24 protein-coding genes are annotated in these 26,702 nt (G+C 74.0%); 14 read left to right on the top strand and 10 right to left on the bottom strand.

Annotated elements, in window-relative coordinates; translation table 11 throughout:
• Window positions 1–69 precede the first annotated feature (69 nt).
• The 5 genes from ADK52_RS34440 to ADK52_RS34420 all read left to right on the top strand — a co-directional run bounded on the left by ADK52_RS34440 (window position 70) and on the right by ADK52_RS34420 (window position 5,787).
• Window positions 70–1,443, top strand: a complete 1,374-nt coding sequence (locus ADK52_RS34440; RefSeq protein WP_063784007.1) for an MFS transporter — start codon at window positions 70–72, stop codon at window positions 1,441–1,443.
• A 139-nt stretch (window positions 1,444–1,582) separates the two neighbouring features.
• A complete protein-coding gene (locus ADK52_RS34435; protein WP_053693798.1) occupies window positions 1,583–2,905 on the top strand; it encodes a cytochrome P450 in 1,323 nt (440 codons plus the stop codon).
• A gap of 228 nt (window positions 2,906–3,133) precedes the next feature.
• Window positions 3,134–3,748: a TetR/AcrR family transcriptional regulator gene (locus tag ADK52_RS34430; RefSeq protein ID WP_053693797.1), complete on the top strand. Its 615-nt coding sequence runs from the start codon at window positions 3,134–3,136 to the stop codon at window positions 3,746–3,748.
• Entirely contained in the window at window positions 3,732–5,363 is a 1,632-nt protein-coding gene (locus ADK52_RS34425) for an isovaleryl-CoA dehydrogenase (protein WP_053693796.1), read from the top strand. The genes ADK52_RS34430 and ADK52_RS34425 overlap by 17 nt, the downstream gene beginning before the upstream one ends.
• A 142-nt stretch (window positions 5,364–5,505) precedes the next feature.
• On the top strand, window positions 5,506–5,787 hold the full coding sequence (locus tag ADK52_RS34420; RefSeq protein WP_053693795.1) for a DUF6225 family protein: 282 nt from the start codon (window positions 5,506–5,508) through the stop codon (window positions 5,785–5,787).
• On the opposite strand, the gene ADK52_RS34415 is transcribed toward ADK52_RS34420, so the two are convergent.
• Window positions 5,766–6,632: an alpha/beta fold hydrolase gene (locus tag ADK52_RS34415; RefSeq protein WP_078988814.1), complete on the bottom strand. Its 867-nt coding sequence runs from the start codon at window positions 6,630–6,632 to the stop codon at window positions 5,766–5,768. The two genes, ADK52_RS34420 and ADK52_RS34415, sit on opposite strands and share 22 nt — an antisense overlap.
• Window positions 6,633–6,748: 116 nt before the next feature.
• Between ADK52_RS34415 and ADK52_RS34410 the strand changes: the two genes are divergently transcribed.
• The 6 genes from ADK52_RS34410 to ADK52_RS34385 all read left to right on the top strand — a co-directional run bounded on the left by ADK52_RS34410 (window position 6,749) and on the right by ADK52_RS34385 (window position 13,852).
• Window positions 6,749–7,210, top strand: a complete 462-nt coding sequence (locus ADK52_RS34410; protein ID WP_053693802.1) for a MarR family winged helix-turn-helix transcriptional regulator — start codon at window positions 6,749–6,751, stop codon at window positions 7,208–7,210.
• A 92-nt stretch (window positions 7,211–7,302) separates the two neighbouring features.
• On the top strand, window positions 7,303–8,169 hold the full coding sequence (locus ADK52_RS34405; RefSeq protein ID WP_053693794.1) for an alpha/beta fold hydrolase: 867 nt from the start codon (window positions 7,303–7,305) through the stop codon (window positions 8,167–8,169).
• Window positions 8,170–8,213: 44 nt separating this feature from the next.
• Complete coding sequence (locus tag ADK52_RS34400; RefSeq protein WP_053693793.1) at window positions 8,214–9,818, top strand: glutamate synthase subunit beta; 1,605 nt, start codon at window positions 8,214–8,216, stop codon at window positions 9,816–9,818.
• Window positions 9,819–9,902: 84 nt separating this feature from the next.
• Window positions 9,903–11,927, top strand: coding sequence for a prolyl oligopeptidase family serine peptidase (locus ADK52_RS34395; protein WP_053693792.1), 2,025 nt, complete (start codon window positions 9,903–9,905; stop codon window positions 11,925–11,927).
• Window positions 11,928–12,000: 73 nt separating this feature from the next.
• On the top strand, window positions 12,001–13,341 hold the full coding sequence (locus tag ADK52_RS34390; protein WP_053693791.1) for an MFS transporter: 1,341 nt from the start codon (window positions 12,001–12,003) through the stop codon (window positions 13,339–13,341).
• A gap of 91 nt (window positions 13,342–13,432) precedes the next feature.
• The gene (locus ADK52_RS34385; protein WP_053693790.1) at window positions 13,433–13,852 is read left to right on the top strand and encodes a hypothetical protein; all 420 of its coding nucleotides are present in this window, start codon (window positions 13,433–13,435) and stop codon (window positions 13,850–13,852) included.
• Here ADK52_RS34385 and ADK52_RS34380 read toward each other — a convergent pair.
• The 3 genes from ADK52_RS34380 to ADK52_RS34370 form a co-directional block, all read right to left on the bottom strand.
• Window positions 13,849–14,070, bottom strand: coding sequence for a hypothetical protein (locus ADK52_RS34380; RefSeq protein ID WP_053693789.1), 222 nt, complete (start codon window positions 14,068–14,070; stop codon window positions 13,849–13,851). The genes ADK52_RS34385 and ADK52_RS34380 overlap by 4 nt on opposite strands.
• Window positions 14,071–14,128: 58 nt before the next feature.
• Window positions 14,129–14,779, bottom strand: coding sequence for a hypothetical protein (locus tag ADK52_RS34375; protein WP_053693788.1), 651 nt, complete (start codon window positions 14,777–14,779; stop codon window positions 14,129–14,131).
• 86 nt (window positions 14,780–14,865) lie between these two features.
• A complete protein-coding gene (locus ADK52_RS34370) occupies window positions 14,866–15,291 on the bottom strand; it encodes a DUF7144 family membrane protein (RefSeq protein ID WP_053693787.1) in 426 nt (141 codons plus the stop codon).
• A gap of 216 nt (window positions 15,292–15,507) precedes the next feature.
• Between ADK52_RS34370 and ADK52_RS34365 the strand changes: the two genes are divergently transcribed.
• Window positions 15,508–17,241, top strand: a complete 1,734-nt coding sequence (locus ADK52_RS34365) for a DUF885 domain-containing protein (RefSeq protein WP_053693786.1) — start codon at window positions 15,508–15,510, stop codon at window positions 17,239–17,241.
• A gap of 6 nt (window positions 17,242–17,247) precedes the next feature.
• Here ADK52_RS34365 and ADK52_RS34360 read toward each other — a convergent pair whose 3' ends face one another.
• The 4 genes from ADK52_RS34360 to ADK52_RS42710 form a co-directional block, all read right to left on the bottom strand.
• Window positions 17,248–18,519, bottom strand: a complete 1,272-nt coding sequence (locus ADK52_RS34360) for a hypothetical protein (RefSeq protein ID WP_053693785.1) — start codon at window positions 18,517–18,519, stop codon at window positions 17,248–17,250.
• A 69-nt stretch (window positions 18,520–18,588) separates the two neighbouring features.
• Window positions 18,589–19,506 carry a serine/threonine-protein kinase gene (locus tag ADK52_RS34355; RefSeq protein WP_053693784.1) on the bottom strand — a complete coding sequence of 306 codons (918 nt, stop codon included), beginning with the start codon at window positions 19,504–19,506 and terminating at the stop codon, window positions 18,589–18,591.
• Window positions 19,503–21,428 carry an ABC transporter ATP-binding protein gene (locus tag ADK52_RS34350; RefSeq protein ID WP_078988813.1) on the bottom strand — a complete coding sequence of 642 codons (1,926 nt, stop codon included), beginning with the start codon at window positions 21,426–21,428 and terminating at the stop codon, window positions 19,503–19,505. Before ADK52_RS34350 ends, ADK52_RS34355 begins: the two co-directional genes overlap by 4 nt.
• Before the next feature lie 5 nt (window positions 21,429–21,433).
• Entirely contained in the window at window positions 21,434–21,598 is a 165-nt protein-coding gene (locus ADK52_RS42710) for a hypothetical protein (protein WP_159046096.1), read from the bottom strand.
• Window positions 21,599–21,829: 231 nt separating this feature from the next.
• Between ADK52_RS42710 and ADK52_RS34345 the strand changes: the two genes are divergently transcribed.
• Window positions 21,830–22,063, top strand: a complete 234-nt coding sequence (locus ADK52_RS34345) for a chaplin (protein ID WP_053693801.1) — start codon at window positions 21,830–21,832, stop codon at window positions 22,061–22,063.
• 98 nt (window positions 22,064–22,161) lie between these two features.
• Here ADK52_RS34345 and ADK52_RS34340 read toward each other — a convergent pair whose 3' ends face one another.
• Together ADK52_RS34340 and ADK52_RS34335 are read right to left on the bottom strand one after the other, a co-directional pair.
• Window positions 22,162–23,418 (bottom strand): MFS transporter, encoded by a 1,257-nt coding sequence (locus tag ADK52_RS34340; RefSeq protein WP_053693783.1) that lies wholly within the window; start codon window positions 23,416–23,418, stop codon window positions 22,162–22,164.
• Window positions 23,415–24,788 (bottom strand): GH1 family beta-glucosidase, encoded by a 1,374-nt coding sequence (locus ADK52_RS34335; protein WP_053693782.1) that lies wholly within the window; start codon window positions 24,786–24,788, stop codon window positions 23,415–23,417. The genes ADK52_RS34340 and ADK52_RS34335 overlap by 4 nt, the downstream gene beginning before the upstream one ends.
• Window positions 24,789–24,959: 171 nt before the next feature.
• On the opposite strand from ADK52_RS34335, the gene polX reads away from it, so the two are divergent.
• Window positions 24,960–26,684, top strand: coding sequence for a DNA polymerase/3'-5' exonuclease PolX (gene polX, locus ADK52_RS34330; RefSeq protein WP_053693781.1), 1,725 nt, complete (start codon window positions 24,960–24,962; stop codon window positions 26,682–26,684).
• The last annotated feature ends 18 nt before the right edge of the window (window positions 26,685–26,702 follow it).

Here is a 26,702-nt window from a genome sequence, read left to right as displayed (position 1 = left end):
CCCGCCCCGGCCCCCGGGCCCGCCCCGGCCCCCGGGCCCGCCCCGGCCCCCGGGCCCGCCCCGGCCGCGATCGGCCCGCTCGGGCTGTTCACCGTGCTGCTCGGCGCGGCCCTGCCCCTGATCGACTTCTTCATCGTCAACGTGGCGCTGCCCGCCATCGACACCGACCTCGCGGCCGGCCCCGCCACGCTGGAACTGATCGTCGGCGGCTACGGAGTCGCGTACGCCGTGCTCCTCGTCCTCGGCGGCCGCCTCGGCGACACGGCCGGACGGCGCCGGCTCTTCCTGATCGGCATGGCCGCCTTCGGCATCACCTCGCTCCTCTGCGGGCTGGCGCCCACCGCCTGGACCCTGGTCGGGGCGCGGGTGGCGCAGGGCGCCGCGTCCGCGCTGATGCTGCCGCAGGTGCTCGCCACCATCCAGGCGACCACCCAGGGGTCGCGCCGGGCCCGGGCGATGAGCCTCTACGGGGCCACCGCCGGGCTGTCCATGGTCGCCGGGCAGATCCTGGGCGGCGTCCTGGTCGCCGCCGACGTCGCCGGCCTCGGCTGGCGCTCGGTGTTCCTGGTCAACGTGCCGGTGGTGGTCCTCGGGCTGGTGCTCGCCACCCGTGCCGTACCGGAGACCCGCTCGGACCGGCCGGCCTCGGTCGACGTCCCGGGGACGCTGCTCCTCGCCCTGTCCCTGGTGTCCCTGCTGCTGCCGCTGACCGAGGGCCGGGCCGCGGGCTGGCCGCTGTGGACGTGGGTCTCGCTCGCGGTCTTCCCGTTCGCCGCCACGGCCTTCTACCGGACCGAGCGCCGGGCCGACCGGCTCGGCCGCACCCCGCTCGTGCCGCCGAGCCTGCTGCGCCTGCAGTCGCTGCGGCGCGGCCTGGTCCTGCTGGTGCCGTTCTCGATCGGCTTCAGCGGTTTCATGTTCGTCATCGCGGTGGTCCTGCAGCAGGGTCTGCGGATGGGCCCGGTGGAGGCCGGACTGGCCCTGGTACCGATGGCGGTGGCCTTCTTCGCGGCCTCGCTCGCCGGGCCGCGGCTGGTCGGCCGGTTCGGGAGCCGCGTCGTCACCGCGGGCGGCGTCCTCCAGGGCGTCGGCGTCATCCTGCTCCTCCTCGCGGTGCTGCGCGGATGGCCGGACCTCGGGCTGATGTCACTCGCTCCGGGCGTGGCCATCGCGGGACTCGGGCAGGGGCTCCAACTTCCCGTCCTGATGCGGCTGATGCTGTCCGACGTACCGGCCGACCGGGCGGGTGTGGGCGGCGGGGTCATGATCACCACCCAGCAGTCCGCGCTCGCCCTCGGCGTCGCGACCCTGGGCAGCCTGTTCCTCGCCCTGGCCCCGTCGGCGGGCATGCGGGACGCGCTCGCCGTCACCCTGCTGGTCCAGCTCGGCATGATCGCGCTGACGGCGCTCCTGAGCCTGCGCCTGCCGCGGGTCGTCCGGTAGGGGTTCCTGCCCGGCCGTACCCCCGGGGCCGGGCCGCGGACCCCGGGGCGGGGTGTCACGAGACGCGTCCGCTCCCGTACAGTCCGTGATGCCCGGGCTCCGCCAGGGGTCGGGACCAGCGGCGAACAGGAGAAGATCCGTGGCCACCGAAGCCGGCTTCGACCCCCGTCCGCCCTCCGCCCGCACGGGACGGCCGGTCCCCGAGCCGGATCCCGCCCTCGTGGAGCGGTGGCGCTCCGACGGGGCCGAACTGGTCGATCTGCTGGCCCTGGTGCGCGAACGGCTCGGCGGGGTCGCGGCGTTCCGCCTCGGGCCGAGCCCCACGGTCCTGGTCACGGACCCCCGGGCGGTCCAGCACGTGCTGGCCCTGCACCCCGACCGGTACGTCAAACGCTCCCACCGCGCCCGCCTGTTGATCGGCGACGGTGTGCTCGCCGCGACCGGCGAGGCATGGAAGAGCCAGCGGCGGCTGCTGCAGTCCCAGTTCACCGGTACCGGCATGCGCCGCTACGAGCAGCGGATCGAGGAGGCCGCCCGGGTCACCGCCGGGCGCTGGGCCGGGTACGCCCGTACCGGGCAGCCGTTCGACGTCGGCCTGGAGATGCGCCGCTTCGCCCTGGACACCATCTGGCGCTCCCTCACCGGACACCCCCTCGACGACGGCACCGAGCGCGAACTGGGCGCCGTCGCCGCCGTGGTGGCCGCGATGCCCACGCTGCCGGCCGACACCGAAGGCGCCCGGGAGGCCGTCGCCGCCGACCTCGCCAGGATCGACGCCGTCGCGCACCACGCCATCGAGGCCGCCCGCGGCGGCGAAGCCGGGCCCGACGGCCCGGGCCTCCTGCACCTCCTGCTCGGCGCCGCCGCCGAACGCCCCGAGTACACCGACCGGCTGATCCGTGACGAGCTGGTCACCCTCCTCGTCGCCGGCCACGAGACCACCGCCACCACCCTGACCTGGCTCTACCTCCTGCTCGACCGGCATCCCGAGGCCCGCGAGGAGGCCCTCGCCGCGGGACCCCCCGGCTCGGCGGAACGGCGTCGCGCCGTCCAGGCCCTGGTCCAGGAGACGCTCAGGCTCTACCCGTCGGCGTGGATACTGCCCCGGTACGCCGTCGAGGCGGACGTCCTGACCGGCTACGCCGTCGAAGCGGGCTCCGACGTGGTGGTGTGCCCGTACCTCACGCACCGCGACCCCGAACTGTGGCCGGACCCCGAGCGGTTCGACCCCCGCCGCTTCACCGCCCCGGACGGCCGCCCGACCCACCCCGGCGCCTACCTCCCCTTCGGCATCGGCCCGCGCGCCTGCCTCGGCCTCCGGTTCGCCCTCCGCGAGTCGACCGTCCTCCTCGAACACCTGCTGCCCGCCCACGTCCCGGAGTTCCACTCCGTCCCCACGAAGGCGGCGTACAGCATCACCGTCCGCCCCGACGGCCCCACCCCGGCAACCCTCGCCTCGTAGAGCGCCTCCCTCGGCGCCCCCCACCCGACCGGAGGGCGGCGCCAGACGGGCGCGCCGGTGACCGGGGCGGACGCAGGCTTGCGGTCATGATCCTTTCGGCGGAGTGGAGTTGACCAGCCGTGACGCCCCCGTACGCGGGGGCGGGGGTCGAACGGTTGGACGGGCCGCCGGCCGGGCGTTCCCGTCGGGGTCTGGTGTGAAGCAGTGAATCAGTGCTTCAATCCTTCCATGCCCTACCGTCGCCCGCCTTCCGTGCAGGCCCGCCTCGACGCCCGGCGCGAGCGGGTGCTCGAAGCCGCCGTCCACCTGCTCTCCCGGGAGGGGTACGGCGGCTGCTCGGTCGCCGCCATCGCCGCCGAGGCCGCGATCTCCACCGGCAGCGTGTACCAGTCGTTCTCCGGGAAGTCCGAGCTCGCCGCCGCGCTCTTCCGCACGCTCGTGGCCCGGGAGCTGGAGGCGGTGGCCGCCGCGACGGAGCGCCCGGGCGGCGCCGCGCAGCGGGTGGCGGCCGCCGTCGAGACCTTCGCGTACCGGGCGCTGCAAGCGCCGCGCCGGGCCTTCGCGCTGCTGGCGGAGCCGGCCGACCCCGCCGTCGACACCGAACGCCTCGTCTTCCGGCGGGCGTTCCGCGACGTGTACGCCGAACAGATCGCCGCGGGCGTGGCCTCCGGAGAACTGCCCGCGCAGTCGCCCGAGTTGACGGCCGCCGCACTCGTCGGCGCGATCGCCGAAGCGCTCGTCGGGCCGCTGGCCGACGGGGACGCGGCCCCGGGGGACGTCATTCCCGGTCTGATCACCTTCACCCTGCGTGCCCTTGGAGGACACGATGCCGCAGACGCATGAGGTCACCAACCAGGTGCCGCCGCACCTCGGTTACGACGCGGCCGCCGACCCGGCCCTGCTGGAGGCGGTCGCCCGCGAGGGCGCCGAGTGGGCGATACCCGAGATCCACCGGCTCGGCACCCTCGCCGGCTCCGAACAGGCCGCCGAGTGGGGCCGCGTGGTCAACGAGAACCCGCCGGTGCTGCGCACCCACGACCGCTACGGCCACCGGATCGACGAGGTGGAGTTCCACCCGTACTGGCACGAACTGATGGGCACCGCCGTCTCCCACGGGCTGCACGCCGCGCCCTGGGCGGACGACCGGGCCGGGGCGCACGTCGCGCGCGCCGCGAAGTTCCTCGTCTGGGGCCAGGTCGAGGCGGGCCATTCCTGCCCGGTGTCGATGACGTACGCCGCCGTACCCGCGCTGCGCGCGACCCCGGAACTCGCCGCCCGGCTGGAGCCCCTGCTCGCCTCCCGCACGTACGACTACGGACTGCGCCGGCCCGACACCAAGCAGGGCCTGATCGCGGGCATGTCGATGACCGAGAAGCAGGGCGGCTCCGACGTACGCGCCAACACCACGACCGCCGTCCCCGCCCCGGACGGCACCTACCGGCTGACCGGCCACAAGTGGTTCACCTCCGCGCCCATGTCGGACGTCTTCCTGACGCTGGCCCAGGCCCCGGGCGGGCTCTCCTGCTTCCTGCTGCCCCGGGTGCTCCCGGACGGCAGCCGCAACCGGCTGCTGCTCCAGCGCCTCAAGGACAAGCTCGGCAACCGGTCCAACGCCTCCGCCGAGATCGAGTACGACGGGGCCTTCGGCTGGCTGGTGGGGGAGGAGGGGAGAGGCGTCCAGACGATCATCGAGATGGTCAACATGACCCGCCTCGACTGCGTGCTCGGCGGGGCCTCCGGCATGCGCCTCGGCGTCATCCGCGCCGTCCACCACGCCACGCACCGGCGGGCGTTCGGCAAGGCGCTCATCGACCAGCCCCTGATGCGCAACGTCCTCGCCGACCTCGCCCTCGAATCCGAGGCGGCGACCGCCGTCGCCCTGCGCCTCGCGGGCGCCACGGACCGGGTCTCCCAGGGCAGCCAGGACGAGGCACTGCTGCGCCGGCTGGGGCTGGCCGTCACCAAGTACTGGGTGTGCAAGCGCGCCCCCGGGCACGCCGCCGAAGCCCTCGAATGCCTGGGCGGCAACGGCTACATCGAGGACTCCGGCATGCCGCGCCTCTACCGGGAGGCCCCGCTGTCGTCCATCTGGGAGGGCTCCGGCAACGTCGCCGCCCTGGACTCGCTGCGGGCCATGGCCCGGCAGCCGGAGACCGTCGAGGCCTTCTTCGAGGAGGTCGGGCGGGCGGCGGGCGCCGACCGGCACCTGGACGCGGCGGTGGCCGGGCTCCACAAGCAGCTGGCCGATCCGGCCGAGGCCGAGTACCGGGCCCGGCGGCTCACCGAGACGATGGCCCTGGTCTTCCAGGCATCGCTGCTGCTGCGGCACGCCCCGGGCGCGGTGGCCGAGGCCTTCTGCGCCTCCCGCCTGGGCGGCGAGCACGGCGGCGCGTACGGGACGCTCCCGACGGGAGTGGACACGGAAACCATCCTGGCCCGGGCCGTCACCACGGGCTGACCCCGCACCCGGACCGTCGCCACGGGCCGCCCCCGCACCCGGACCGTCCGCGGACGCACTCCGGGTGACGGTCGTCGCGGATGCGGGAAAACGTCCGGCGCGCCGTGGCCGTAGTGCACCTTTCGCCCTCTAATGTCGCCGCATGGCTGACATGTTCGATCACAATCCGCAGGTGTGGACCGCTGGCCGGCTCCGCGAGGCGCTGGCGGCGCTGCCCGACGAGACCCCGATCCACATCGGCGTCGCGGACGGCCCCGGGGACTTCGAGGGCTACGGGGAGTACGTCCTCGTGGACGCCGAGCCCGTCGAGGTGGACGTCGACTGCGAAGGCGAGGGCGACCGCGGCGGCGAGCCGGGCCCGCGGGTCCAGTTCACGCTGTTCGCCGACGCGGCCGCCGGGGCCTACCACCTCGACCTGGACTGACCGTCCCGGTCGGTCCCGAGGAACTCGGAGATCAGGCGGTTCGTCCGCGCGGACGCTGCCGTGGGCAGCGCGTAGTGGGTGAGCTGCGGGAGCGTTTCGATCCGGGCGTGCGGTACGGCCCCGCGGGCGCGGGCCGCGACCTTCTCCGGATCGTGGGCGCCGCTGCGCCCCGCGAGCAGGACCAGCAGCGGGGCCCTCATCGCCCTGGCGTCCGGCCGCCGGCCGACGACGAGCTTCCGGTGCGCGACATCCGAGGCCGCCAGGGCGAAGAGCCGCTTCCACTGCGGATCGGTGTCCGTGCCCGCCGTCTCGCGGTCGACGTAGGCGAGCACGCGGTCCGCCCGCGGGCGCACCAGCACGGGCAGTGAGCGCACCAGGAATCCGGGGCGGTATCCCGCGAAGCACTGGGTCGGGTCGAGGAGCACCAGCCGGTCGACCCGCTCCGCGGCGTGCAGCGCGTACGTCAGGGCCATCCAGGCACCGTACGAATGCCCCAGCAGCGCGGCGCTCCGGACCCCGAGCCCGTCGAGGAGCGCGTCCAGCCAGGCCATCAGGTCGGCGGTCGTGCGCAGCGGGCGGCCCGCGCGCACGCTGCGGCCGGCGTCGCCGAGGAGGTCGACGGCGAGGACCCGGTGGTGCGCGCCGAGCGCCGCGGCGTTGGCGAACCAGACGGCGCCGGTGGCGCCGCCGCCGTGCAGGAGCAGGACCGCGGGGGCCCCGGCGGGCCCGTACGCGTGCACGCGGGTCGTTCCGTACGGGGTCGGGACGTCGAGCTCGGCGGTGCCGGCCGGCCAGCGCGCGAGCAGCGCGTCGTAGGCGGTGAAGAACTCCTGGGATGCGGTCACGGGCACGGGTATGGGCACGGTCACGGCGGGTCTCCGGGGATCGTCGCATTGTCTCGTTGACCGAGTATCTCGCTCGACGAGATAATCGTCGAGTGAACGACGACGACACCCCCGCCATGCGGCTGGTCCACCTGTTGCGCGCGGTCGCCGTGGAACTCCACCTGCGCGGCGCCGAGTTCGCGGCCGACAACGGCTTGCACCCGACCGACCTGCGGGCCCTGATCCGGCTGCTGGACGCGGAGCGCGCGGCGGAGCCCGTCACTCCGGGGCGGCTCGGCGATGCCCTGCGGCTCAACTCGGCGGGTACCACCGCGCTCCTCGACCGGCTGGAACGGCTGGGCCTGGTCCGCCGCGGCCGCGACCCGCACGACCGGCGCCGCGTCCTGCTGGCGGTGGAGCCGAAGGCCGTCGGGCTGGGCCGGTCCTTCTTCGGCCCGCTGATCGGCGGCCTGGTCGACGCGGCCGAGGAGTTCACCGCCGCCGAACTGGACGTCGTACGACGCTACTTGACGGCGGCCCTGCTCGCCGCCGCGCCCGACGGAGAGCCGCGGGCGCCCGGGCCCCGCGCGGACCCCTGACCGAGGGGTGCGGGCAAGGCGCGGGGAGAGCTCGGGGAAGGTACGGGGAAACCCGGTTGTCCGGGGGCGGAGCCGCTGGCAGGGTCTGCGGCATGCCTGCCTTCACCGCGCCCGACGGGACCACGCTCGCCTACCGCGTCCTCGGCGGGGACGGTCCGCCGCTCGTCTGCCTGCCCGGGGGGCCGATGCGGGACTCCGTCTACCTCGGCGAGCTCGGCGGGCTCTCCGCGCACCGGCGGCTGATCATGCTGGACCTGCGCGGCACCGGCCGGTCGGAAGTGCCCGCCGACACCGGTTCCTACCGCTGCGACCGGCAGGTCGAGGACGTCGAGGCCCTGCGCGCCCACCTCGGCCTCGACCGGATGGACCTGCTCGGGCACTCGGCCGGCGCGAACCTGGCCGCCCTGTACGCCGGCCGCCACCCCGAGCGCGTCGGCGCGCTCGTCCTGCTCACCCCGAGCGTCATGGGCGTCGGCATCACGATCCCGGGCGAGGACCGGCTGGAGACGGCCCGCCTGCGCCGGGGCGAGCCCTGGTACCCGGACGCGTACGCCGCCCTGGAGGCCCTCGTCTGCGGGCAGGGCACCGCCGACAGCCGGCGGGCGATCGCCCCCTTCCTCCACGGCCGCTGGGACGACGCCGCCCGGGCCTACGACGCCGCCGACGAGGCGCAGAAGAACGCCGGGGCCACGGCCGCCTACGCCGCCGAAGGCGCCTTCGACCCCGACGCCACCCGTACGGCACTCGCGGGGTTCGACGCTCCCGTGCTCGTCCTCGCGGGCGAGTTGGACGTATCGCTGCCGCGGTCCGCCGCCGCCGAGTACGCCGCCCTCTTCCCGCACGCCCGGCTCGTCGTCCAGCCCGGAGCCGGCCACGCCCCGTGGCTCGACGACCCCGATCGGTTCACCGGGGCCACCGCCGCGTTCCTGGCCACCGCGGAAGCCCCGAACCCGGCGTAGCCTGGTCTGACCGCCGTATCCGCCTGTGACCAGGGAGGCGGCGCATGACCGACCCGTACGGGTTCCTCCGGACCCCCCGCAACGCCGTCCCGCCGCGCCCCGCGGGCCAGCGGCTCGGCGACTGGCGCGAGGTGCACGCCGGGCAGACGCTGCTGCCCCTGGTGTCCGCGCAGGCGAACCGCTGCATGGACTGCGGCGTCCCCTTCTGCCACGGCGGCTGCCCGCTCGGCAACCTCATCCCCGAGTGGAACGCCTACGCCGCGCACGGCGACTGGCGCGCCGCGGCCGAGCGGCTGCACGCCACCAACAACTTCCCCGAGTTCACCGGCCGGCTCTGCCCGGCCCCGTGCGAGGACTCCTGCGTACTGGCGATCAACGCCGACCCGGTGACCATCAAGAACGTCGAGCAGACCATCGCCGACCAGGCCTGGGAGCTCGGCTACGCCCCGCCGGCGCCGCCCGGCCGGCTCAGCGGACAGACCGTGGCCGTCATCGGCTCCGGCCCGGCCGGGCTCGCCACGGCCCAGCAGCTGACCCGGGCCGGGCACACCGTCGTCGTCTACGAGCGGGCCGACCGGCTCGGCGGCCTGCTCCGCTACGGCATCCCCGCGTTCAAGATGGAGAAGACCCACCTGGACCGGCGGATCGCCCAGATGAGGGCCGAAGGCACGGTCTTCCGCACGGACGCCGACATCGGAGGCCGCGTGGACGCGGCCGAGCTGCGCCGGCGCCACGACGCGGTCGTCGTCGCCGTCGGGGCCGAGGAGCGCCGGGAACTGGCCGCGCCCGGCCGCGAGCTGTACGGCATCCACCAGGCCATGGAGTACCTGACCTGCGCCAACCGGGTCGGCGAGGGCGATTTCGCGGCGCCCGCGCTCACCGCCGAGGGCCGGCACGTGGTGATCGTCGGCGGCGGGGACACCGGCTCGGACTGCCTGGGCACGGCCCTGCGGCAGGGGGCGCTGTCGGTGGTCCAGCTCGACATCCGCCCGGAACCGGGCCCCGAGCGGCCCGAGGGAGAGCCGTGGCCGCTGGTACACCCCCAGGTGTACCGGATCTCCCACGCCCACGAGGAGGCGCGCGGGCGCCACGGCACCGATCCCCGCCTCTTCTCCAGCGCGACCCTCCACTTCGAGGGCGATGCGGCCGGCCGGGTACGGGCCCTGCACCTCACGGCGGTCGAGCCCGTGGAGCGCAGGCCCATGCCGGGCACCGAGCGGGTCATCGAGGCGGAACTGGTCCTGCTGGCGCTCGGCTTCTCCGGTCCCGAGCGCGCCTGCCGGCTCGGCGAACAGCTCGGCCTCACCCGGGACGACCGGGGCAACTTCGCCCGGGACGCCGGCTACGCGGCCCTCGGCGAGGCTGCCGCGCCCCCGCCACCGGGCCGTTCCCGGACGCCCAAGGCGCCGCCCTGGGCCGAGGCCCCGGCGTCGGGCGTGCCGCCGGCCTGGGGCCCGCCGCGGGTGCGGACCTCCCGCCGCAGGCCCGACGGGGTCTTCGTGGCGGGCGACGCCGGGCGCGGCCAGTCCCTGGTGGTGTGGGCCATCGCGGAAGGCCGGGCGACGGCCGCCGCCGTGGACCGCTACCTCACCGGCTCGACGGCCCTGCCCGCCCCCGTCGGCGCCCACGACCGGCCGCTGTCGGCCTGACCGGCCCCGCCGGAACCCGGACCCGAAGACCCCGCTTCGCCCGACGCGGCTCCGGGCCGTCCCGCGGGGCTGCACAATCGTGGGGTGACTGCTGAAGATCGTTTCCTGTGGCTGGAAGACGTAGAGGGCGAGGCCGCGCTGGCCTGGGTGGCGGAGCGGAACGCGGAGACCGCCGCCGCGCTCGCCACCGACCCCGGCTTCGAGGCGTTGCGCGACGAACTGCGCGAGGTCCTCGACGACGCCGACCGCATCCCGTACACCGCCCGGCGCGGGGCGCACCTCTACAACTTCTGGCGGGACGCGGACCGCCCGAAGGGCGTGTGGCGGCGCACCACGCTGGAGCAGTACCGCAAGGACGACCCCGCCTGGGAGGTGCTCCTCGACATCGACGCCCTCGCGGCGCGGGAGGGCGAGGAGTGGGTGTGGGCCGGCGCCCGGGTGCGGTACCCGGACCACCGCCGCGCCCTGGTCCAGCTCTCCCGGGACGGCTCCGACGCCGTCGTCGTCCGCGAGTTCGACCTCGACGGCCGGGCCTTCGTCCCCGCCGAAGCCGGCGGCTTCCACGTCACGGAGGCGAAGACCCGGATCGGCTGGATCGACGAGGACACCGTCTTCCTCGGCACCGACTCCGGACCGGGTTCGCTGACCGCCTCCGGCTATCCCCGTACCGTCCGCCGCTGGCGCCGGGGCACCCCCCTGGCGGACGCCGGGCTCGTCTTCGAGGCCGAGGCCGACGACGTGTCCGCCTCGGGCTGGCACGACCCGACCCCCGGTCACGAGCGCGACTTCGTCTCGCGTCACACCGACTTCTTCCACGACGAGCTGTACCTGCTCGCCGACGGCGACCGGCTCGTGAAGATCGAGGTCCCGGACGACGCCGGGAAGTACGCGTACCGCCAGTGGCTGGTCGTCACCCCGAAGACCCCCTGGCTCGGACACCCGGCCGGCTCGCTCCTCGCCTTCGACTTCGACGCGTTCCTCGCCGGTGACCGCACCGCGCACGTGCTGTTCGCGCCGGACGAGCGCACCGCGCTGGCCGGGCACAGCTGGACCCGCCACCACCTGATCCTGGAGACGCTGGCCGACGTCGCCACCCGCATCGAGGTCCTCACCCCGGGCCCGGACGGATGGAGCCGCCGGCCGCTCGCGGACGTGCCGGCCCTGTCCTCGGCGACCGTCACCGACACCGACGCGGACGTCAGCGACGAGTACTTCCTCAACATCGACGGCTTCCTCCAGCCCTCCACCCTCGCGTACGGGCACATCGGCGCCGACTCCGAGCCGCTCAAGCAGGCTCCCGCCCGCTTCGACGCCCGCGGGCTGGAGGTCCGGCAGTTCTTCGCGACGTCCGCGGACGGTACGCGGGTCCCGTACTTCGTCGTCGGCCCCGCCGGCCAGGCCGCGCCCGGGCCCGCGCTGCTCTACGGGTACGGCGGCTTCCGGGACCAGCAGACCCCCGGCTACAGCCCGCTCACCGGGAGGGCGTGGCTCGCCCGCGGCGGTACGTACGCGGTCGCCAACATCCGCGGCGGCTCCGAATACGGCCCCGCCTGGCACCAGGCCGCCCTCGGAGCGAACCGGGTACGGGCCTTCGAGGACTTCGCCGCCGTCGCCGCCGACCTCACCGCCCGCGGCATCACCACCCCCGACCGGCTCGGCATCACCGGAGCCAGCAACGGGGGCCTGCTCATGGGCGCCATGCTCGTCCGCCACCCGGAGCTGTTCGGCGCGGTCGTCGCGAAGGTGCCCCTCCTGGACATGCTCCGCTACCACCGCCTGCTCGCCGGTGCCTCCTGGATCGCCGAGTACGGGGACCCCGACGACGAGGCCGACCGGCCCCACCTCGAAGCCCTCTCCCCGTACCACAACCTCCGCGAGGACCGGCCGTACCCGCCCCTGCTGCTGATGACCTCCACTCGCGACGACCGCGTCCACCCCGGCCACGCCCGCAAGGCGGCCGCCCGGCTGCGGGAGCTGGGACACCGGGTGCTCTTCCACGAGAACACCGGCGGCGGACACGGCGGAGCCAGCGACAACGAACAGGCCGCCGTCAACCACGCGCTCGCGTACACGTTCCTGTGGCAGCACCTGGGTGCCGGCACGACGTGACCGGCAAGGCCGTGCGCCCGGGAAACGAAAATGCGTTGCCCGGGCGCGGGCGGCTCCCGCACGATGATCCGCTGTGAGTACCGCCCGTTCGTCCCGCCTGCTTCCCGACCTCTCCCCGTGGCGTTCCAGCCGAGATTTCCGACTGCTCTTCTTCCAGGGCGCCGTCACGTTCTTCACGTCCTTCATGGCGATGATCGCCCTCCCGCTCCAGATCAAGCACCTGACGGACTCGCCGCTCGCGGTCGGGGCGATGGGCGCGGTGGAACTCGTCCCGCTGGTCGTCTTCGGCCTCTACGGCGGGGCCCTGGCCGACGCGATCGACCGGCGGCGGATGATCCTGCTGAGCGAGGCCGGGCTCGGGGTACTGGCCCTGATCCTGCTCGTGAACTCCCTGCTGCCGAACCCGCTGCTGTGGCCCCTGTACGTGGTCGCGGCCGGGGTCTCGGCGCTGGCCGGGCTGCAGCGCCCGGCCCTGGACTCGATGATGGCGCGGATCGTGCCGCACGAGCAGATGACGGCGGCCGCCGCGCTCAACGCGCTGCGCTACCAGATCGGTGCGATCGCCGGACCGGCGCTCGCCGGCCTGGTCGTCGCCTACGCCGGCTATCCGGCCGCCTACGGGGTCACCGTCGCCGGCTTCCTGCTGTCCGTCCTGCTGTGCACCCGGCTCTCCCCGGCGCCGCCCTCGCCCGACGCGGAACGGCCCTCGCTGCGCGGGATCGCCGAGGGCGCGCGCTACGCGTGGAGCCGGCCGGTGCTGCTGGGCACGTACGCGGTGGACCTGGCGGCCATGTTCTTCGCCTTCCCGAACACGATCTTCCCCTTCCTCGCGGACGAGCTCGACGCGGTGTGGGCGCTGGGCCTCATGTACTCGGCGGGCGCCGTGGGCTCCCTGGTCCTCGGGATGACCAGCGGCTGGACCTCCCGGGTGCGGCGGCACGGCCTGTTCGTGGTGTGCGGAGCCGCGGTCTGGGGCGTGGCGATCGCGGCGGCCGGCTGGTTCTCCGACATCCGGGTGGTGCTGGTGTGCCTGGCGGTCGCGGGCGCGGGCGACATGCTCAGCGGGCTGGGCCGGGCGACGATCTGGAACCAGACCATCCCCGAGGAGCTGCGCGGGCGGCTCGCGGGCATCGAGGTGCTCTCGTACAGCGTGGGCCCGCAGCTGGGCCAGGTCCGCGCCGGCACGGTCGCGGGCTGGACGGGCACGCGGTCGGCGTTCTGGAGCGGAGGCCTGCTGTGCGTGGCGGCGGTGGCGGCCCTGTCCGCGGCGCTGCCGAAGCTGGTGACGTACGACGCGGACACGGACGAGGACGCGCTGCGGCGCCGCGCCGCGAAGGAACGTGCCGAGGAGGACCGGGCCGCTGAGGACCGCGCCGGGGAGGAGACGGGGCCGCTCCCCACGCCCACCTCGTGACGAAACGGTCATATCCCTGTCATTCTCCGCGCACACCGGCGACGGAGGGTGGAGGGGACCGGGTCGGCACGTGGCAGGTGAGGAGAACGAGATGAAGAGGGGCGCGCAGCGAGCCGCCGTCACCGCGGCCGTGGCCCTGGCCGCCGGAGCCCTGTCCGCCTGGATCGCCGTCGCGGGCGACGGCGACGGGATGAACGTGACCGCGGCGAGCCGCTTCGCCTCCGGGTACGTGCCCTACGCCGCCATCGTGCTGCTGGTCTCGGCCACGGCGCCGACGGCGGTGCACGCCGTCCTGCGCGCCGTGCTCTCCCAGCTGCTCATGATCTGGGGCTACTACACCTGGGGCCCGATGATCACCTTCGAGCGGACGCCCACTCAGGCCCTGCACTACGCGCAGGAGTGGGCCGCGGTCGCCGTCACGGCCGTCCCGGTGGCGGCACTGGGCACGTACGGCCTGGTGCGCGGAGCCCGGCGGCTCGCCGCTCCGCGCTCCGAACGGGCCTCCGCCTAGGCCGGCGGCGATCCGGGTCCGCTCGCCGGGTCCGGGTCCGGGCCCTGGCGGGGCGGCGGGCGGTCGCCGGGTTCCGGCCGGGGCCGCGGGCGGACGACGTACTGGTTCTCGACGAGGTGCTCGTACACCTCGAAGTCGACGGCCTGCCACCGGTCCATGTCGCCGTGGACGGCCCGGAACTGGGCCGGAGTCGGACTGACCACCCTGCTCACCTCCACGTTCTCACCTTCACGCGGACGCCTCATACGACGCTAGAACACTTCGGGAACCCGTGCACTACGTGGTGACGGGTTCCCCCGCCAGGCCGGCCAGGTGCAGCGCGCGGTGCATGGCGGGCAGGTCCCAGTCCTCGTCGCGGTCCTCGTCGCCGGCGTCCTCGACCAGGGCATCCAGGGCCCGGGGCGCCAGCCGGTACCCCTCGGCGGCCTCCAGGAGCTGCTCCGCGGCCGGGCCGTGGCCGGCCAGCAGGGCGAGGACTTTCCGCCGCTCGACGAAGCGGTCCATACCGCAGTCCAGGCCGTCGTCCTCGAGGTCCTCCGGGTAGGGCGCGCGGGCCCAGGCGCCGTTCTCGTACCAGTAGACGCACCCCAGCTCCCAGCCCTCCAGCAGGTCGTGCAGCGTGTCGTAGGGGAGCCAGTCCGGGCCCTGCGCCAGCATGTCGACCGCGGGCTCGTGCCACTTGACGCCGCTCGACTCGTCCTCGCCGTAGAGCACGAAGCGGCCCCGGCCCATCCGGGCCAGGGCCCACCACGTGCAGCCGGCGTCGTCGAGACGGAGCGCGGCGCCGTCGATCCAGTGGCCGGTGCGGTGGACGCCGCGGCTCTCCGCCGCGGTCGTCGCCTCCAGTACGGCGACCAACGCCCAACGGGCCCACAGCAGTTCCGCCGCGGGCAGGTCTTCGGGCCGGCCCGGCCGGTGAATCGTCATGCTGTCCCTGCTCCTCGTGCCGGTGACGTACGCGTACCGGCACGAGGGTATCGGGCGGGCGGTGTCCGGCCGCCGCCGTCACACCGTCAGGGCCGCGCCTGCCGCGGGGTGTCGGTGCACAGGGCCCAGATGACGAACACGCCGACGCCGATGGCGATGATCGACCAGAGCGGCTGGTAAGGCAGCCACATGAATTGTGCGATCACGTACAGGCAGGTCAGAGCGATACCGGCGATCCGGCCGGCCTCCATGCCCTTGAGGATCGCCGCACCTGCGAGGAGCACGAGGATGCCGATGATGAGATGGATCCAGCCCCAGGTGGTGAGGTCGAACTTGAAGGTGTAGTCGCCGACGCGCTGGGACACCTCGTCCTTGGCGATGGCTACGATGCCCTCGATGATGCCGAAGATGCCGCTGACGATCATCAGGACACCCGCGAACGTCGTGCCGCCGGCCGCCCAGGCACTGCCGGTACCGGTCGGCGAGCCACTTCCACTCGGCGTGCTGGTCATCGCGCCGCCTCTCTCTCGGGTGCGGGACCCAGGTCTTCGTGCCACATCGGTCCCGAAGTCCATCGTGCGTACTGGCGGCGCATGACGCACCTCGGGGCGTGACCGCCCTGCTCGCGGAGCGTGAGCGGCCGGGCGGCCGGGCGGCCGGGCACGGGATACCGGCCAAAGACACGGGCCCGGGCTTGTCCGGGAGAGGCGCTGGGCAGGGCTTCGGGCATGTTGAGGCCTCAGCGTGAGCTGCCCCGCCAGATCTCCGACGCGCATGTCGACGCCCTGGTCGAGCTCGACCCGATCACCGGCACCTACCTCGGCACTTCCGCCGGCACCGGCAGACTGCCGGACTTCTCGCCCGACGGGGCCGCCGCCGAGGCGGGTCTCGCGCGCGAGACCCTCGTACGACTCGCCGGGAGCGCCCCCGACGCGGATGCCGACGCGGACGTCGAGCGGCGGTGCGCACGGCTGCTGCGGGAGCGGCTCGACGCGGAACTCGCCCAGTTCGAGGCGGGCGAGCACCTGCGCGCGGTGAACAACATCTCCTCGCCCCTGCACCGGGTCCGCAAGGTCTTCGCGGTGATGCCGGCCCGTACGCCCGAGGACTGGGCGGCGATCGCGCAGCGGCTGCGGGCCGTGCCCGACTGCCTGAGCGGCTACCGGGCCTCCCTCGCCGAGGGCGTCGGGCGCGGACTGGCCGCGGCGCCGCGCCAGGTACGGGCCAACGTGGCCCAACTGGAGGAGTGGCTGGGCTCCGAGGGTGCCACGGCTTCCACGGGTTCCGCGGGTTCCACCGGCCCCGGGGGCGGCGGGTTCGCCCCGCTCGCCGCCGGCGCGCCGCCGCAGCTGCGCGCCGAGGTCGAGGCCGCGGCGCGGGTGGCGACGGGCGCCTTCGCGGAGCTGGGGGAGTGGTTCCGGCGCGCGTACGAGGCGGGGGCCACCGGGGCCGGAGCCGAGGACGCCGTCGGGCGCGAGCGCTACGGCCGGTTCGCCCGCTACTACACCGGCGCGGACCTCGACCTCGACGAGGCGTACGCGTACGGCTGGGAGGAGTTCCACCGGCTGCTGCCCGAGATGCGGGCCGAGGCGACGCGCATCCTGCCGGGCGGGCAGGACCCCTGGGTGGTACTGGCCTGGCTGGGCGACCACGGCAAGAGCGTCCACGGAGTGGAGGAGACCAGGGTCTGGCTCCAGTCCCTGATGGACGAGGCCGTGGCGGCCCTGGACGGGCGGCACTTCGACATCGCCGAGCCGGTCAGGCACGTCGAGTCGTGCATCGCGCCGCCCGGTGGCCCCGCGGCCCCGTACTACTCGCAGCCGTCCCTGGACTTCGCCCGCCCCGGCCGGACCTGGCTGCCGACGCTGGGCCGGACCCGCTTCCCCACCCACAACCTCGTCTCCACCTGGTACCACGAGGGGTTCCCCGGGCACCATCTCCAGCTGGGGCACTGGACGTTCGTCGCCGACGGCCTCTCCCGCTACCAGACGAACGTCGCCAAGGTCAGCGCCACCACCGAGGGTTGGGCCCTGTACGCCGAACGCCTCATGGACGAGCTGGGGTTCCTCACCGACCCCGCGCACCGGCTGGGCCACCTCGACGCCCAGATGATGCGGGCCGTCCGCGTGGTGATCGACATCGGCATGCACCTGCGGCTGGCCATCCCCGCGCACTCGCCGTTCCGGCCGGGAGAGCGGTGGACTCCCGCGCTGGCGCGGGAGTTCCTCGGCCGCTACTCCAGCCGGCCCGCGGCCTACCTGGACAGCGAGGTCGTCCGCTACCTGGGCCGGCCCGCCCAGGCGATCTCGTACAAGCTCGGCGAACGGGCCTGGCTGGAGGGGCGGGAGCGGGCCCGGGCCAAGCAGGGCCCGGACTTCGACCTCAAGCGCTGGCACATGGCCGCGCTCTCGCTCGGCTCACTCGGTCTGACGGATCTGAGCGACGAACTCGGATCCCTGTAGCCGGGATCAGGGGCGGGCGGCGGTGTGTTCCAGGACCGCGCGGACCTCCGCGGTGATCGCGGTCTCGTTGCGCTCGAACTCGGGGCCCGTCAGCAGGCTCGGGTCCGCCGGGAGGCCGGTGAGGACCGGGGTGTGCAGGTGGCCGCCGGGCAGTTGCGGGGCGAGTTCGGCGCGGAGGCGGTTGGAGCGGTAGGCCACTTCGTTGGACAGGTAGCCGCCCCCGCCGCCCTCCACCGCCCGCGAACCCGGAGTCGGACCGTCCGCGCGGTCCACCGGCTCGGCGGCGCCCGCCGGGATCTCGGTGACGGCGGTGTTGAGCAGCACCGGGTACGGGCTCTGCACGGCTCCGGTCGCCGCCTCGGTCGGGAGCGTGGTCCGGATGAACTCCGCGCCCGGGCCGAGACCGGGGGCGGTCACGGGGCGCTCGCGGGTACCGCCGGAGAGGGAGCCGGTGTTGTCGGGGTACGGATCCGCCGACCGGGACCGGCCCGCCCAGGCCTCCAGGGTGAAGATGCCGGGGTAGCCCTGGCTGATCGTGGTGATGACGTCCACCGCGCCGGGGCCGGCGGCCAAGCGCGGGGCGAAGGCCCGCTCCACGATGCCGGCGTCGAAGTCGGCGTACCGCACGGGCAGGACGACGGCCCGGATCTCGGCGCGGCTGCCGTCGGCGAGGGTGATCCGGCGCCCGTTGAGCTGGAGGGCGGCGGAACCGGAGGGGTTGGCGCGGCGCAGCTCGGCGTCGAGCCCGAAGGGGTCGAAGCCGCTGATGAAGACGCGTCGCATCCCCGCCGGCGTCCGGAAGGCGTTGTCGGTGATGCCGCGGGAGGCGTCCTCGAAGCGGGCGCGCAGCGCGGCGCGGTCGACGGCGAATCCCGGTTCCCAGCGGGCGAGCGCGGTGGTCATGGCCAGCCGGGTCCAGTACAGGGGGCGGTCGTCCCCGGCCGGGAGGTCGCCGCCGGGCCGCTGCCCCTGGGCGCGGCGCACGGCGGACTGCCAGAGCGCCTCGCCCCAACTGTCGAGCAGCCGCTCGGCCTCGGCGGGGCTGCGCACCGCGCACAGCGCGGCGGGGAAGCGCCGTACGAAGTCACCGAACCCGGCGCGCTCGACGAGCGCGGTGGACCGCGCGTCCGCGAGCCGCGCCTGCTCGGCGTCGAGGGGAGCCGAGGGTGTCGTACGGCAGGAAGAGGTGTCGTCCGCGTGCGCGGGTGCGGTGACGGCCAGGGGGAGGACGGTGGCGAGAAGGACCGCGAGCGAGGCGGTACGCCGTAACAGCATCATGCGATGTGACATTACACATGCAGTGCAACGCCCCACCAGACGCCTTTTCCCCGCTCTGGCCGGTTCCCGTCACCCCGTCTCAGGCGTGTCGCGGCGGTGCCTGCGCAGCGTCGTGTCGAGGGCTGCGGACAGCTCGGAGACCGAGGGCCGGTCCGCCGGATCGGGGCGCAGGCAGCCGTCGATGGCCGCCGCCAGGGCCGGGGGCAGGCGCCGGCGTGCGCGGACGGGCGGGGCCGGTGCTTCGAGCTGCGGATACCAGTCGGCGGCCGCGCCGCCGGCGGTCGGTGTCCGGTCCGTGGTCGTCGTCCCGTCCGTCGTGTCGCCGATGTCGAACGGGAGATCCCCGGTGGCGAGTTCGTACAGGGTGATGCCGATGCCCCATACGTCGGCCGCCGCCGACAGGGCCCCGCCGCGGGCCTGTTCGGGGGACATGTAGCCGAACGTGCCGACGCCGGCGGGAGCGGCGCCGGGCGCGCGGGCGACGCTGAGGTCGAGCACCTTCGCGCGGGCGCACTCCACCACGACGTTGGCCGGCTTCAGGTCCAGGTGCAGCAGGCCCTGACCGTGCAGGTAGTGCACGGCGGAGCACAACTGCACGCCCAGGACGGCCACGTCCTCGGCCGCCGCCCGCCGCGGCAGCCGGTCGATGAGGTGGGCGAGCGTCTCGCCCGTCAGCGTTTCGAGTACGACGAGCGGCTCGGGCGAGGCGAAGGTCTCGTACGCGCGGACCAGGTGCGGATGCGTGAAGCGCCGGAGCCAGCGGCCCTCGCGGACCAGCCGCTCGGCCAGCCGGTCCTCGTCGCGGCGGTCGGGGCGCAGGACCTTCACGACGCACCGGCAGTCCCGCTCCTCGCTCCAGGCGTCGTACAGGTCGAGCCAGCCGGTCCGGGCCAGGTGCGCCAGGACCTCGTACCCGGGCGCGGGCGCCCGGCCGGGCGCAAGGGGCGGGGGCGCGGGGCGGGGCGCGGTGGTGGTCGCGAGGCTCACGACGGGACCTTCAGCGGGGAGGCGGGACCGGAGCCGGGCGCACTGCCGTTCACACCGGGCGCACTGCCGTTCACACCGGGCGCACTGCCGTTCACACCGGGCACGCTGCCGTTCATACGGTGCAGACGGGCGTACACACCGTCCCGTACGAGCAGTTCCTCGTGCGTACCGCACTCGGCGACCCGGCCCCGCTCCAGCACCACCGTGGCCGTGGCGTCGCGGACGGTCAGCAGGTTGTGGGAGATCACGACCGTGGTCCGCCCGGCCATCAGCCGGCGCAGCGGTTCCATGATGCGGCGGGCCGACTCGGCGTCCAGACCGGTGGTCGGTTCGTCCAGGAGGAGCACGGGTGCGTCCCTGACCATCGCGCGGGCGATCGCCAGGCGCTGGGCCTGCCCGCCGGACAGCGTCCGGCCCCGCTGGCCCACGACGGTGTCGTAGCCCTCGGGGAGGAGCCGGATGAACCCGTCCGCGTCGGCGGCGCGCGCCGCCGCGACGATGTCCGCCTCCGTCGCGCCGGGCCGCCCGTACGCGATGTTCTCCCGTACCGTGCCGTGGAAGACGAGCGTCTCCTGGAGCACCACGGCGACGTTCTCGCGCAGTTCGGCCAGCCGCAGCTCCCGCAGATCGGTGCCGTCGAGGAGGACCGCCCCCTCGTCCGGGTCGTAGAAGCGCAGTTGGAGCTTGCCGACCGTGGACTTGCCGGCGCCGCTCGCCCCGACCAGCGCCAGCGTCGTACCGGGCCGTACGCGGAACGACACCTCGCGCAGGGCCCATCGCGCCGTGCCCGGATAGCGGAACGAGACGCCGCGGAACTCGACATTGCCCCGGGCGCGCCCGATCCTCCGGGCACGGGCGGCTTCGACCTCGGCGACCTGGGGGTGCTGGTCGAGCAGCTCGATGATCCGCTCGGCCGACGCGGACGCCGCGTAGAAGGTGGTCGTGAGCTGGGACAGGTCGCGGATCGGGCTGTAGAGCCGGCCCAGCAGGGCCACGAAGACCAGCAGCCCGCCCAGGGTGAGCTGCCCCTGCGCCAGCTTCCACGTACCCAGGCCCATCACGGCCAGCGCGCCGGTCAGTTCGATCACCTCGACGATCGGGCCGTAGACGGAACGGATGCGGGCCGAGACCATCGCCGCACGGAAGCGGCCCACGCTCTCGCGGGCGAACCGGCTCTCCTCCGTCCCCTGCCGGTTGTACGCCTGCACCAGCGCGATGTTGCCGAGCGACTCCTCGGCTATCGCGCTGATCGAGCCGCTGCGCCGCCGCCGCTCGCGCGAGGCGGCCTTGATCAGCCGGGAGAAGCGCCGGGCCGCGGCCCAGAAGAGCGGCACGATCACGAGCGCGAGGAGGGTCAGGTCCCAGCTCAGGTAGAAGAGCAGGCCGAGGAAGACGCCCAACTGGATCACGTAGTAAAGGGCGTTGGCCACGCCGGAGAGGAGGAACGTCTCGATCGCGTCGACGTCGCCGGTGATGCGTGACAGGACGTCACCCAGCCGCCGCCGCTCGAAGAACCCGAGGGAGAGCCCCTGGACGTGCCGGTAGACGTCCGACCGCAGGGCCAGCAGAAAGCGTTCGCCGACCCACGTGGACAACACGTCGTCGGCGAACTCGAGAATGCCCGAAGCGAGGACCAGCCCGAGGTAGGCGAGGGCGATCCAGAGGAACGGGCGCAGGTCGCGCGGAACGAGGACCTCGTCCACCACGACCTTGAAGAGCCAGATCTCGGCCGCGTCGATGAGCGGGCCGATGACGCTGAAGAGCAGGATCGGGACCAGCCAGCGGCGGCCGCCCCGGGTGTAGGGCCAGAACCGGCGGAACGCCTCGCGCGGGGTGACGGGGGGCGCGGCGGCGACGACCGCGTCGGGGTCTTCTGCCACCGACAGCAGCCGCCGCAGAGCATGCCGCGCGACCCGTCCCATGGTGCTTACCAGTTGTTGCCGTGGTGGCCGTGGTTGCCGTTGTCGTTGTTGTTGGTGCAGTGGCGGCGACGGTGATGGCGCCTGCCGGCGTTGTCGTCACGTCCCGAGGTCCTGTCCCTCTTTCCGCGACGGCGGTGCTTCGCGGGAAGGAGGTGGGTGAAGATCGCCATGAGTTTTCCTCCATGAGTCGTCTCCTGGGGAGGCTTCCACAGGGGCATACGCTCCAGAGGGCTCGGGAGATTGCCCTTTCCGGAAAAATTCACCTTCCGGAACCTCCCGGAGCGTCTTCCGAACGGCGGTCGCGCACCGCGGACAGGGCCCACGACCGGGTGAATCGGCCGGGTTCGGGCCGGGCTGGTATGGGATGGCCCCCGCACACCCTCATGCGATGGGAGACCCACATGAAGATCCGTACCCTGGCCGTTGCGGCCTGTCTGCTCGGTGCGACGCTCGGCGGGATCGGCAGCGCCTCCGCCGACGCCAAGGCCGAGGGCTACGCCATCGGCTCGCCGGGCTTCCTCTCGGGCAATGTCGTCCAGGTGCCGATCCACATCCCGATCAACATCTGCGGCAACAGCGTCAACATCATCGGGCTGCTGAACCCGACCGCGGGCAACACCTGCGTCAACGCCTGATCCGCCGTGCCCGCGGTGTCGCCGGTCCTCCCGGTGGCACCGCGGGCACGCCCGGTTCCGCGGCGTCCCGGCAGGTCCCGCGGGGTTCCCGTCAGGGCCTACGGGACCCCGCGGATACGGCGGACCAGCACGGATCCCGCCAGTGCCAGAGCGCCCGCGAGCGCGTACAGCGCGGTGTACCCGCCGAAGTGCGTGACCACCGGCGCGGCGATCACGGGAGCCAGCACCTGGGGCAGCGCGTTGGCGATGTTGATGACGCCGAGGTCCCGGCCGCGGTCCTGCGCCGTCGGCAGCACGTCCGTCAGCAGGGCGAAGTCCACTGACGTGTAGACGCCGAAGCCGACCCCGAGGACCAGCGAGGCGACGATCGCCCCGGTCCAGGTCTGCCAGACGGCGAGCAGCAGGGTGGCCGCCGAGATGACCAGCCCCGCGCCGATGACGTAGACCTTCCGGCGTCCCGTACGGTCGGAGCGGACGCCGCCGACCACCACCGTGGCCAGCAGGGTGAGCGCGTTGAGCGCCGTCAGGATCAGGACGCCGGTGTCGGCGTCGCCCCCGTAGTGCACCGCGTCGGTCAGGTAGTACAGCAGGTACATCGTGCTGACGGAGTACGACAGGTTCATCAGGAAGCGCGTCAACCAGGCCCAGCCGAAGTCGGGATGGCGGCGCGGGTCGATCCAGAAGCCGGTGAGGAAGGTCCGCCAGCGGAACGCGGGCCGGGCGGCGGGCAACAGCCGCGCGTCGCGCCGCATCACCACGTACGGGACGGCCGCGAGCACCGAGAAGGCCGCGCACGCGAGGTATCCGGCGGCGATGCCGCCCGCCACCGTGGCCAGCGCGGTGCCGACCAGGATGCCGCCGACCTGCGAGACCCCGAGCCAGCCGCCGACCAGCCCGCGCCGGCGCGGCGGGACCTGGTCGGGCACGGCGGCGGTGAGGGCGGCGAAGGCCGCGTTGAGGGCCAGTTGGACCAGGCACCAGCCCGCGATCACCACGGCGACGCTCGAAGCCCGCGCGAGGACGAGCAGTCCGGCCGCCCCGCCCAGGACCCCCGCCACCACCCAGGGGATCCGCCGGCCCACCGAGGCCGTCGTACGGTCCGACAGGGCTCCGAAGACCGGGTTGGCGACCATCGAGACGGCCGCCCCCACCCCCGTCACCAGGGCGAGCGTGGCCGCCTTGTGGTCCGGGGTGAGCTGCTCCGCCTGGCGGGCCAGGAGCAGTTGGAGCGGGCCGAACCAGCCGACCCAGACCCCGAGGTTGGCGAGGGACAGCGCGCCCACCCACCGCCCGCCGACCGGGCCCGCCGGATCGGCCGGGCCGGCGGTCTTCGCCGCCGTCCCCCCGACGGTCATCTGCCGCCCTTGATCACGTCGCGGTACCAGGCGTACGACTCCTTCGGGGTCCGCTCCAGGCTCTCGTAGTCGACGTGGACCAGCCCGAACCGCTGCCGGAATCCCTCCGCCCACTCGAAGTTGTCGAGGATGGACCAGATGAAGTAGCCCCGGACGTCGATTCCGTCCGCCATCGCCCGGTGCAGGGCGGCCAGATGGCCCGCGTGGTACGCGATCCGGCGGGCGTCGCCGATCCGCCCCGTCACGGGGTCGGGGGCGTCCGCGTACGAGCAGCCGTTCTCGGTGATGTACAGCGGGGGCAGGCGGTCGCCGTAGCGCTCGCGCAGGGAGACGAGCAGTTCGCGCAGTCCGTCCGGGACCACCGGCCAGCCGAAGTCGGTGTGGGGGTACCCGTCGATCGGCCGGACGGAGAAGGGGAGGTCGGCGGGGATCTCGATGCCGCCGAACTCGGAGGCGGCGGCGGCCGGTTGCGGGGCGCCGACGCGCATCGGGTTGTAGTAGTTGATCCCGTACCAGTCCAGCGGGGCGGAGATCGCCTTCAGGTCCTCGGCCACCGGTCCGGGCAGCAGCGAGGCCAGGCCCTCGTCGGGATAGGCGCCGGTCAGGACGGGGTCGGCGAAGAGCCGGTTCGTGAGTAGGTCGTACAGCTCGGCGGCGCCGCGGTCCTCCGCGCCGTCGCTCGCCGGCCACACCGGGCTGTGCGAGGCGGCGATGCCGATCCGGCGGGCGCCCGCGGCCCGCAGCGCCTGCACGCCCAGGCCGTGGGCCAGCAACTGGTGGTGGGCCGCGGGCAGGGCGTCGAAGACGAGGCTCCTGCCGGGGGCGTGCTCGCCCAGGCCGTACCCCAGGAGGGTGACCTCCGCGGGCTCGTTGATGGTGATCCACATCGGGACGCGGTCGGCGAGCCGGTCCGCGACCACCGAGGCGTACGCCGCGAACCGCTCGGCGGTGTCGCGGTCGAGCCAGCCGCCCTTCTCCTCCAGGGCGAGCGGGGTGTCCCAGTGGAACAGCGTGGGCACCGGGGCGATGCCGGCCGTGCACAGCGCGTCGACCAGGCGGTCGTAGAAGTCCAGCCCCTTGCGGTTGACCTGGCCGTGGCCGTCCGGCAGGACCCGGGACCAGGACACCGAGAACCGGTAGGCGCCCACGCCGAGTCCGGCCATCAGGGCGACGTCCTCGCGGTAGCGGCGGTAGTGGTCGGTGGCCACGTCCGCGTGTGAGCCGTCCTTGATGCGCCCGGGCTCCTTGGTGAACGCGTCCCACGAGGAGGGACCCCGGCCGTCGGCGGTGGGCGAACCCTCGATCTGGAACGCCGAGGCGGAGACGCCCCAGAGGAAATCGGCGGGGAACGCGGGTACGGGCGCTGTCATACGGGCTCACTTCGGTCGAGGCGTGCGCGGGCGCTGACGGCACACTGTTGGCCCGCGGTGCCCGCCCTGTCAATGGAAAGTGAACAATCCTCTACTTCTCTCCACGGGCCGTGCCCGAGCCCGGTTCCGGTACGCCGAGACGGGCCCCGGTCCACGAGGCACCCTGGAGGCATGGCCAGGGCCAACGAGAAGGTCGAGGCACTGCTCCAGGAGTACGCCGACCTGATCGCGATCAGCGGCGGCGACGCCTTCAAGGCGCGCGCGTACGAGAAGGCCGCCCGCGCCATCGGCGGCCACCCGGCCGACGTCGCCCGGCTCGACGTCAAGGGCCTGCGGGAGATACCGAACGTGGGCAGGTCGATCGCCGAGAAGGTCGTCGAGTACCTGAGCACCGGGCGCGTCCCGGACATCGAGGCGCGCAGGGCCGCCGTCCCGGCCGGGGTGCGGGCACTGACCGCGATCCCCGGGCTCGGACCCCGCAAGGCCCTCGTCCTGTACGAGGAGCTGGGCGTCTCCTCGGTCGAGCAACTGGAGGACGCCATCCGCAAGGAGCGGCTGCGCGACCTGAAGGGCTTCGGCGAGCAGACCGAGCAGAACATCCTGCACGGGATCTCCGTACTCCGGAACGCCGACGGCCGCATCCTGCTCGGCGCCGCGATGGACATCGCCGAGCAGATCGTCGCCGAGATGGAGCGGATCCCGGGGTGCGTGCGGTGCACGTACGCGGGCTCACTGCGCCGGATGCGCGAGACCATCGGCGACATCGACGTCCTGGTCGCGGCCGACACCTCCGCGCCGTTCATGACGGCCCTCGCCGGGCTCCCGCTCGTGGCCGACGTCATCGCGCACGGCGCGAAGAAGACGTCCGTCCGCACCGGCGCCGGCCTCCAGGTCGACCTGCGCGTCCTGCCGCCCGCCTCCTGGGGGGCGGGCCTGCAGTACTTCACCGGATCCAAGGCGCACAACATCCGCACCCGCGCCCTCGCGGTGCGCCAGGGGCTCAAGCTCTCCGAGTACGGGCTCTTCGACGCGGAGAGCGGCAAGAGCCTCGCCTCGGAGACGGAGGAGGAGGTCTACGCCCGGCTCGGCCTGCCCTGGATCCCGCCGACGCTGCGCGAGGACCGCGGGGAGGTCGCGGCGGGGCTGCGCGGTGAACTGCCCGCCCTCGTGGCGGAGGGCGACATCCGGGGTGACCTGCACACCCACACCGACCTCACCGACGGCCTCGCCCCGCTGGAGGACATGGTGGCCGCCGCTGCCGCGCGCGGCTACGCGTACTACGCGGTCACCGACCACGCGCCGGACCTCGCCATGCAGCGCATGACCGAGGAGAAGATGCTGGCGCAGCGCGAGCAGGTACGGGCCCTGGACCGCACGGTGCGCGGGATGCGGCTGCTGCACGGCACCGAACTCAACATCGGCCCGGACGGCGGCCTGGACTGGCCCGACTCCTTCCTCGCCGGCTTCGACCTGTGCGTGGCCTCCGTGCACTCCCACTTCGGACAGAGCCGGGCCGCCATGACCCGGCGCTTCATCCGGGCCTGCGAGAACCCGTACGTCTGCGTCATCGGCCACCCCACCACCCGGCGGATCGGCCGGCGTGCGGGCGTGGACGCCGACTTCGACGCCGTCTTCGAGGCCTGCGCGCGGACGGGTACCGCCCTGGAGATCAACGCGCATCCGGAGCGGCTCGACCTCGGCGACGAGGACATCCTGCGGGCGAAGCTCCACGGGGTGAAGTTCGCGGTGAACTCGGACGCGCACGCCACCACGCACCTGCCGTACCTGCGCTACGGGGTGGGCACGGCGCAGCGCGGCTGGCTGACCGGGGACGATGTCATCAACACCTGGCCGTGGACCCGCTTGCGCCGGTTCCTGCGCGGCAAGCGGCCCTGACACCCCTCCGGCGCACGT

Source organism: Streptomyces sp. WM6372, assembly GCF_001279655.1.
GTDB lineage: Bacteria > Actinomycetota > Actinomycetes > Streptomycetales > Streptomycetaceae > Streptomyces.
Note: the sequence above shows the minus strand (reverse complement) of the source record. Positions and strands in the feature narration are given on the sequence as shown.

Bases quoted from the DNA above. Each gene is read 5' to 3' on its own strand.
- ADK52_RS34400 (WP_053693793.1), top strand. From the start codon at position 8,214: ATGACCGACCCGTACGGGTTCCTCCGGACCCCCCGCAACGCCGTCCCG.
- ADK52_RS34340 (WP_053693783.1), bottom strand. From the start codon at position 23,418: ATGACCGTCGGGGGGACGGCGGCGAAGACCGCCGGCCCGGCCGATCCG.
- ADK52_RS34405 (WP_053693794.1), top strand. From the start codon at position 7,303: ATGCCTGCCTTCACCGCGCCCGACGGGACCACGCTCGCCTACCGCGTC.
- ADK52_RS34345 (WP_053693801.1), top strand. From the start codon at position 21,830: ATGAAGATCCGTACCCTGGCCGTTGCGGCCTGTCTGCTCGGTGCGACG.
- ADK52_RS34425 (WP_053693796.1), top strand. From the start codon at position 3,732: ATGCCGCAGACGCATGAGGTCACCAACCAGGTGCCGCCGCACCTCGGT.
- ADK52_RS34365 (WP_053693786.1), top strand. From the start codon at position 15,508: ATGTTGAGGCCTCAGCGTGAGCTGCCCCGCCAGATCTCCGACGCGCAT.
- ADK52_RS34375 (WP_053693788.1), bottom strand. From the start codon at position 14,779: ATGACGATTCACCGGCCGGGCCGGCCCGAAGACCTGCCCGCGGCGGAA.
- ADK52_RS34430 (WP_053693797.1), top strand. From the start codon at position 3,134: ATGCCCTACCGTCGCCCGCCTTCCGTGCAGGCCCGCCTCGACGCCCGG.
- ADK52_RS34350 (WP_078988813.1), bottom strand. From the start codon at position 21,428: ATGGGACGGGTCGCGCGGCATGCTCTGCGGCGGCTGCTGTCGGTGGCA.
- polX (WP_053693781.1), top strand. From the start codon at position 24,960: ATGGCCAGGGCCAACGAGAAGGTCGAGGCACTGCTCCAGGAGTACGCC.
- ADK52_RS42710 (WP_159046096.1), bottom strand. From the start codon at position 21,598: ATGGCGATCTTCACCCACCTCCTTCCCGCGAAGCACCGCCGTCGCGGA.
- ADK52_RS34410 (WP_053693802.1), top strand. From the start codon at position 6,749: ATGCGGCTGGTCCACCTGTTGCGCGCGGTCGCCGTGGAACTCCACCTG.
- ADK52_RS34420 (WP_053693795.1), top strand. From the start codon at position 5,506: ATGGCTGACATGTTCGATCACAATCCGCAGGTGTGGACCGCTGGCCGG.
- ADK52_RS34335 (WP_053693782.1), bottom strand. From the start codon at position 24,788: ATGACAGCGCCCGTACCCGCGTTCCCCGCCGATTTCCTCTGGGGCGTC.
- ADK52_RS34360 (WP_053693785.1), bottom strand. From the start codon at position 18,519: ATGATGCTGTTACGGCGTACCGCCTCGCTCGCGGTCCTTCTCGCCACC.
- ADK52_RS34370 (WP_053693787.1), bottom strand. From the start codon at position 15,291: ATGACCAGCACGCCGAGTGGAAGTGGCTCGCCGACCGGTACCGGCAGT.
- ADK52_RS34385 (WP_053693790.1), top strand. From the start codon at position 13,433: ATGAAGAGGGGCGCGCAGCGAGCCGCCGTCACCGCGGCCGTGGCCCTG.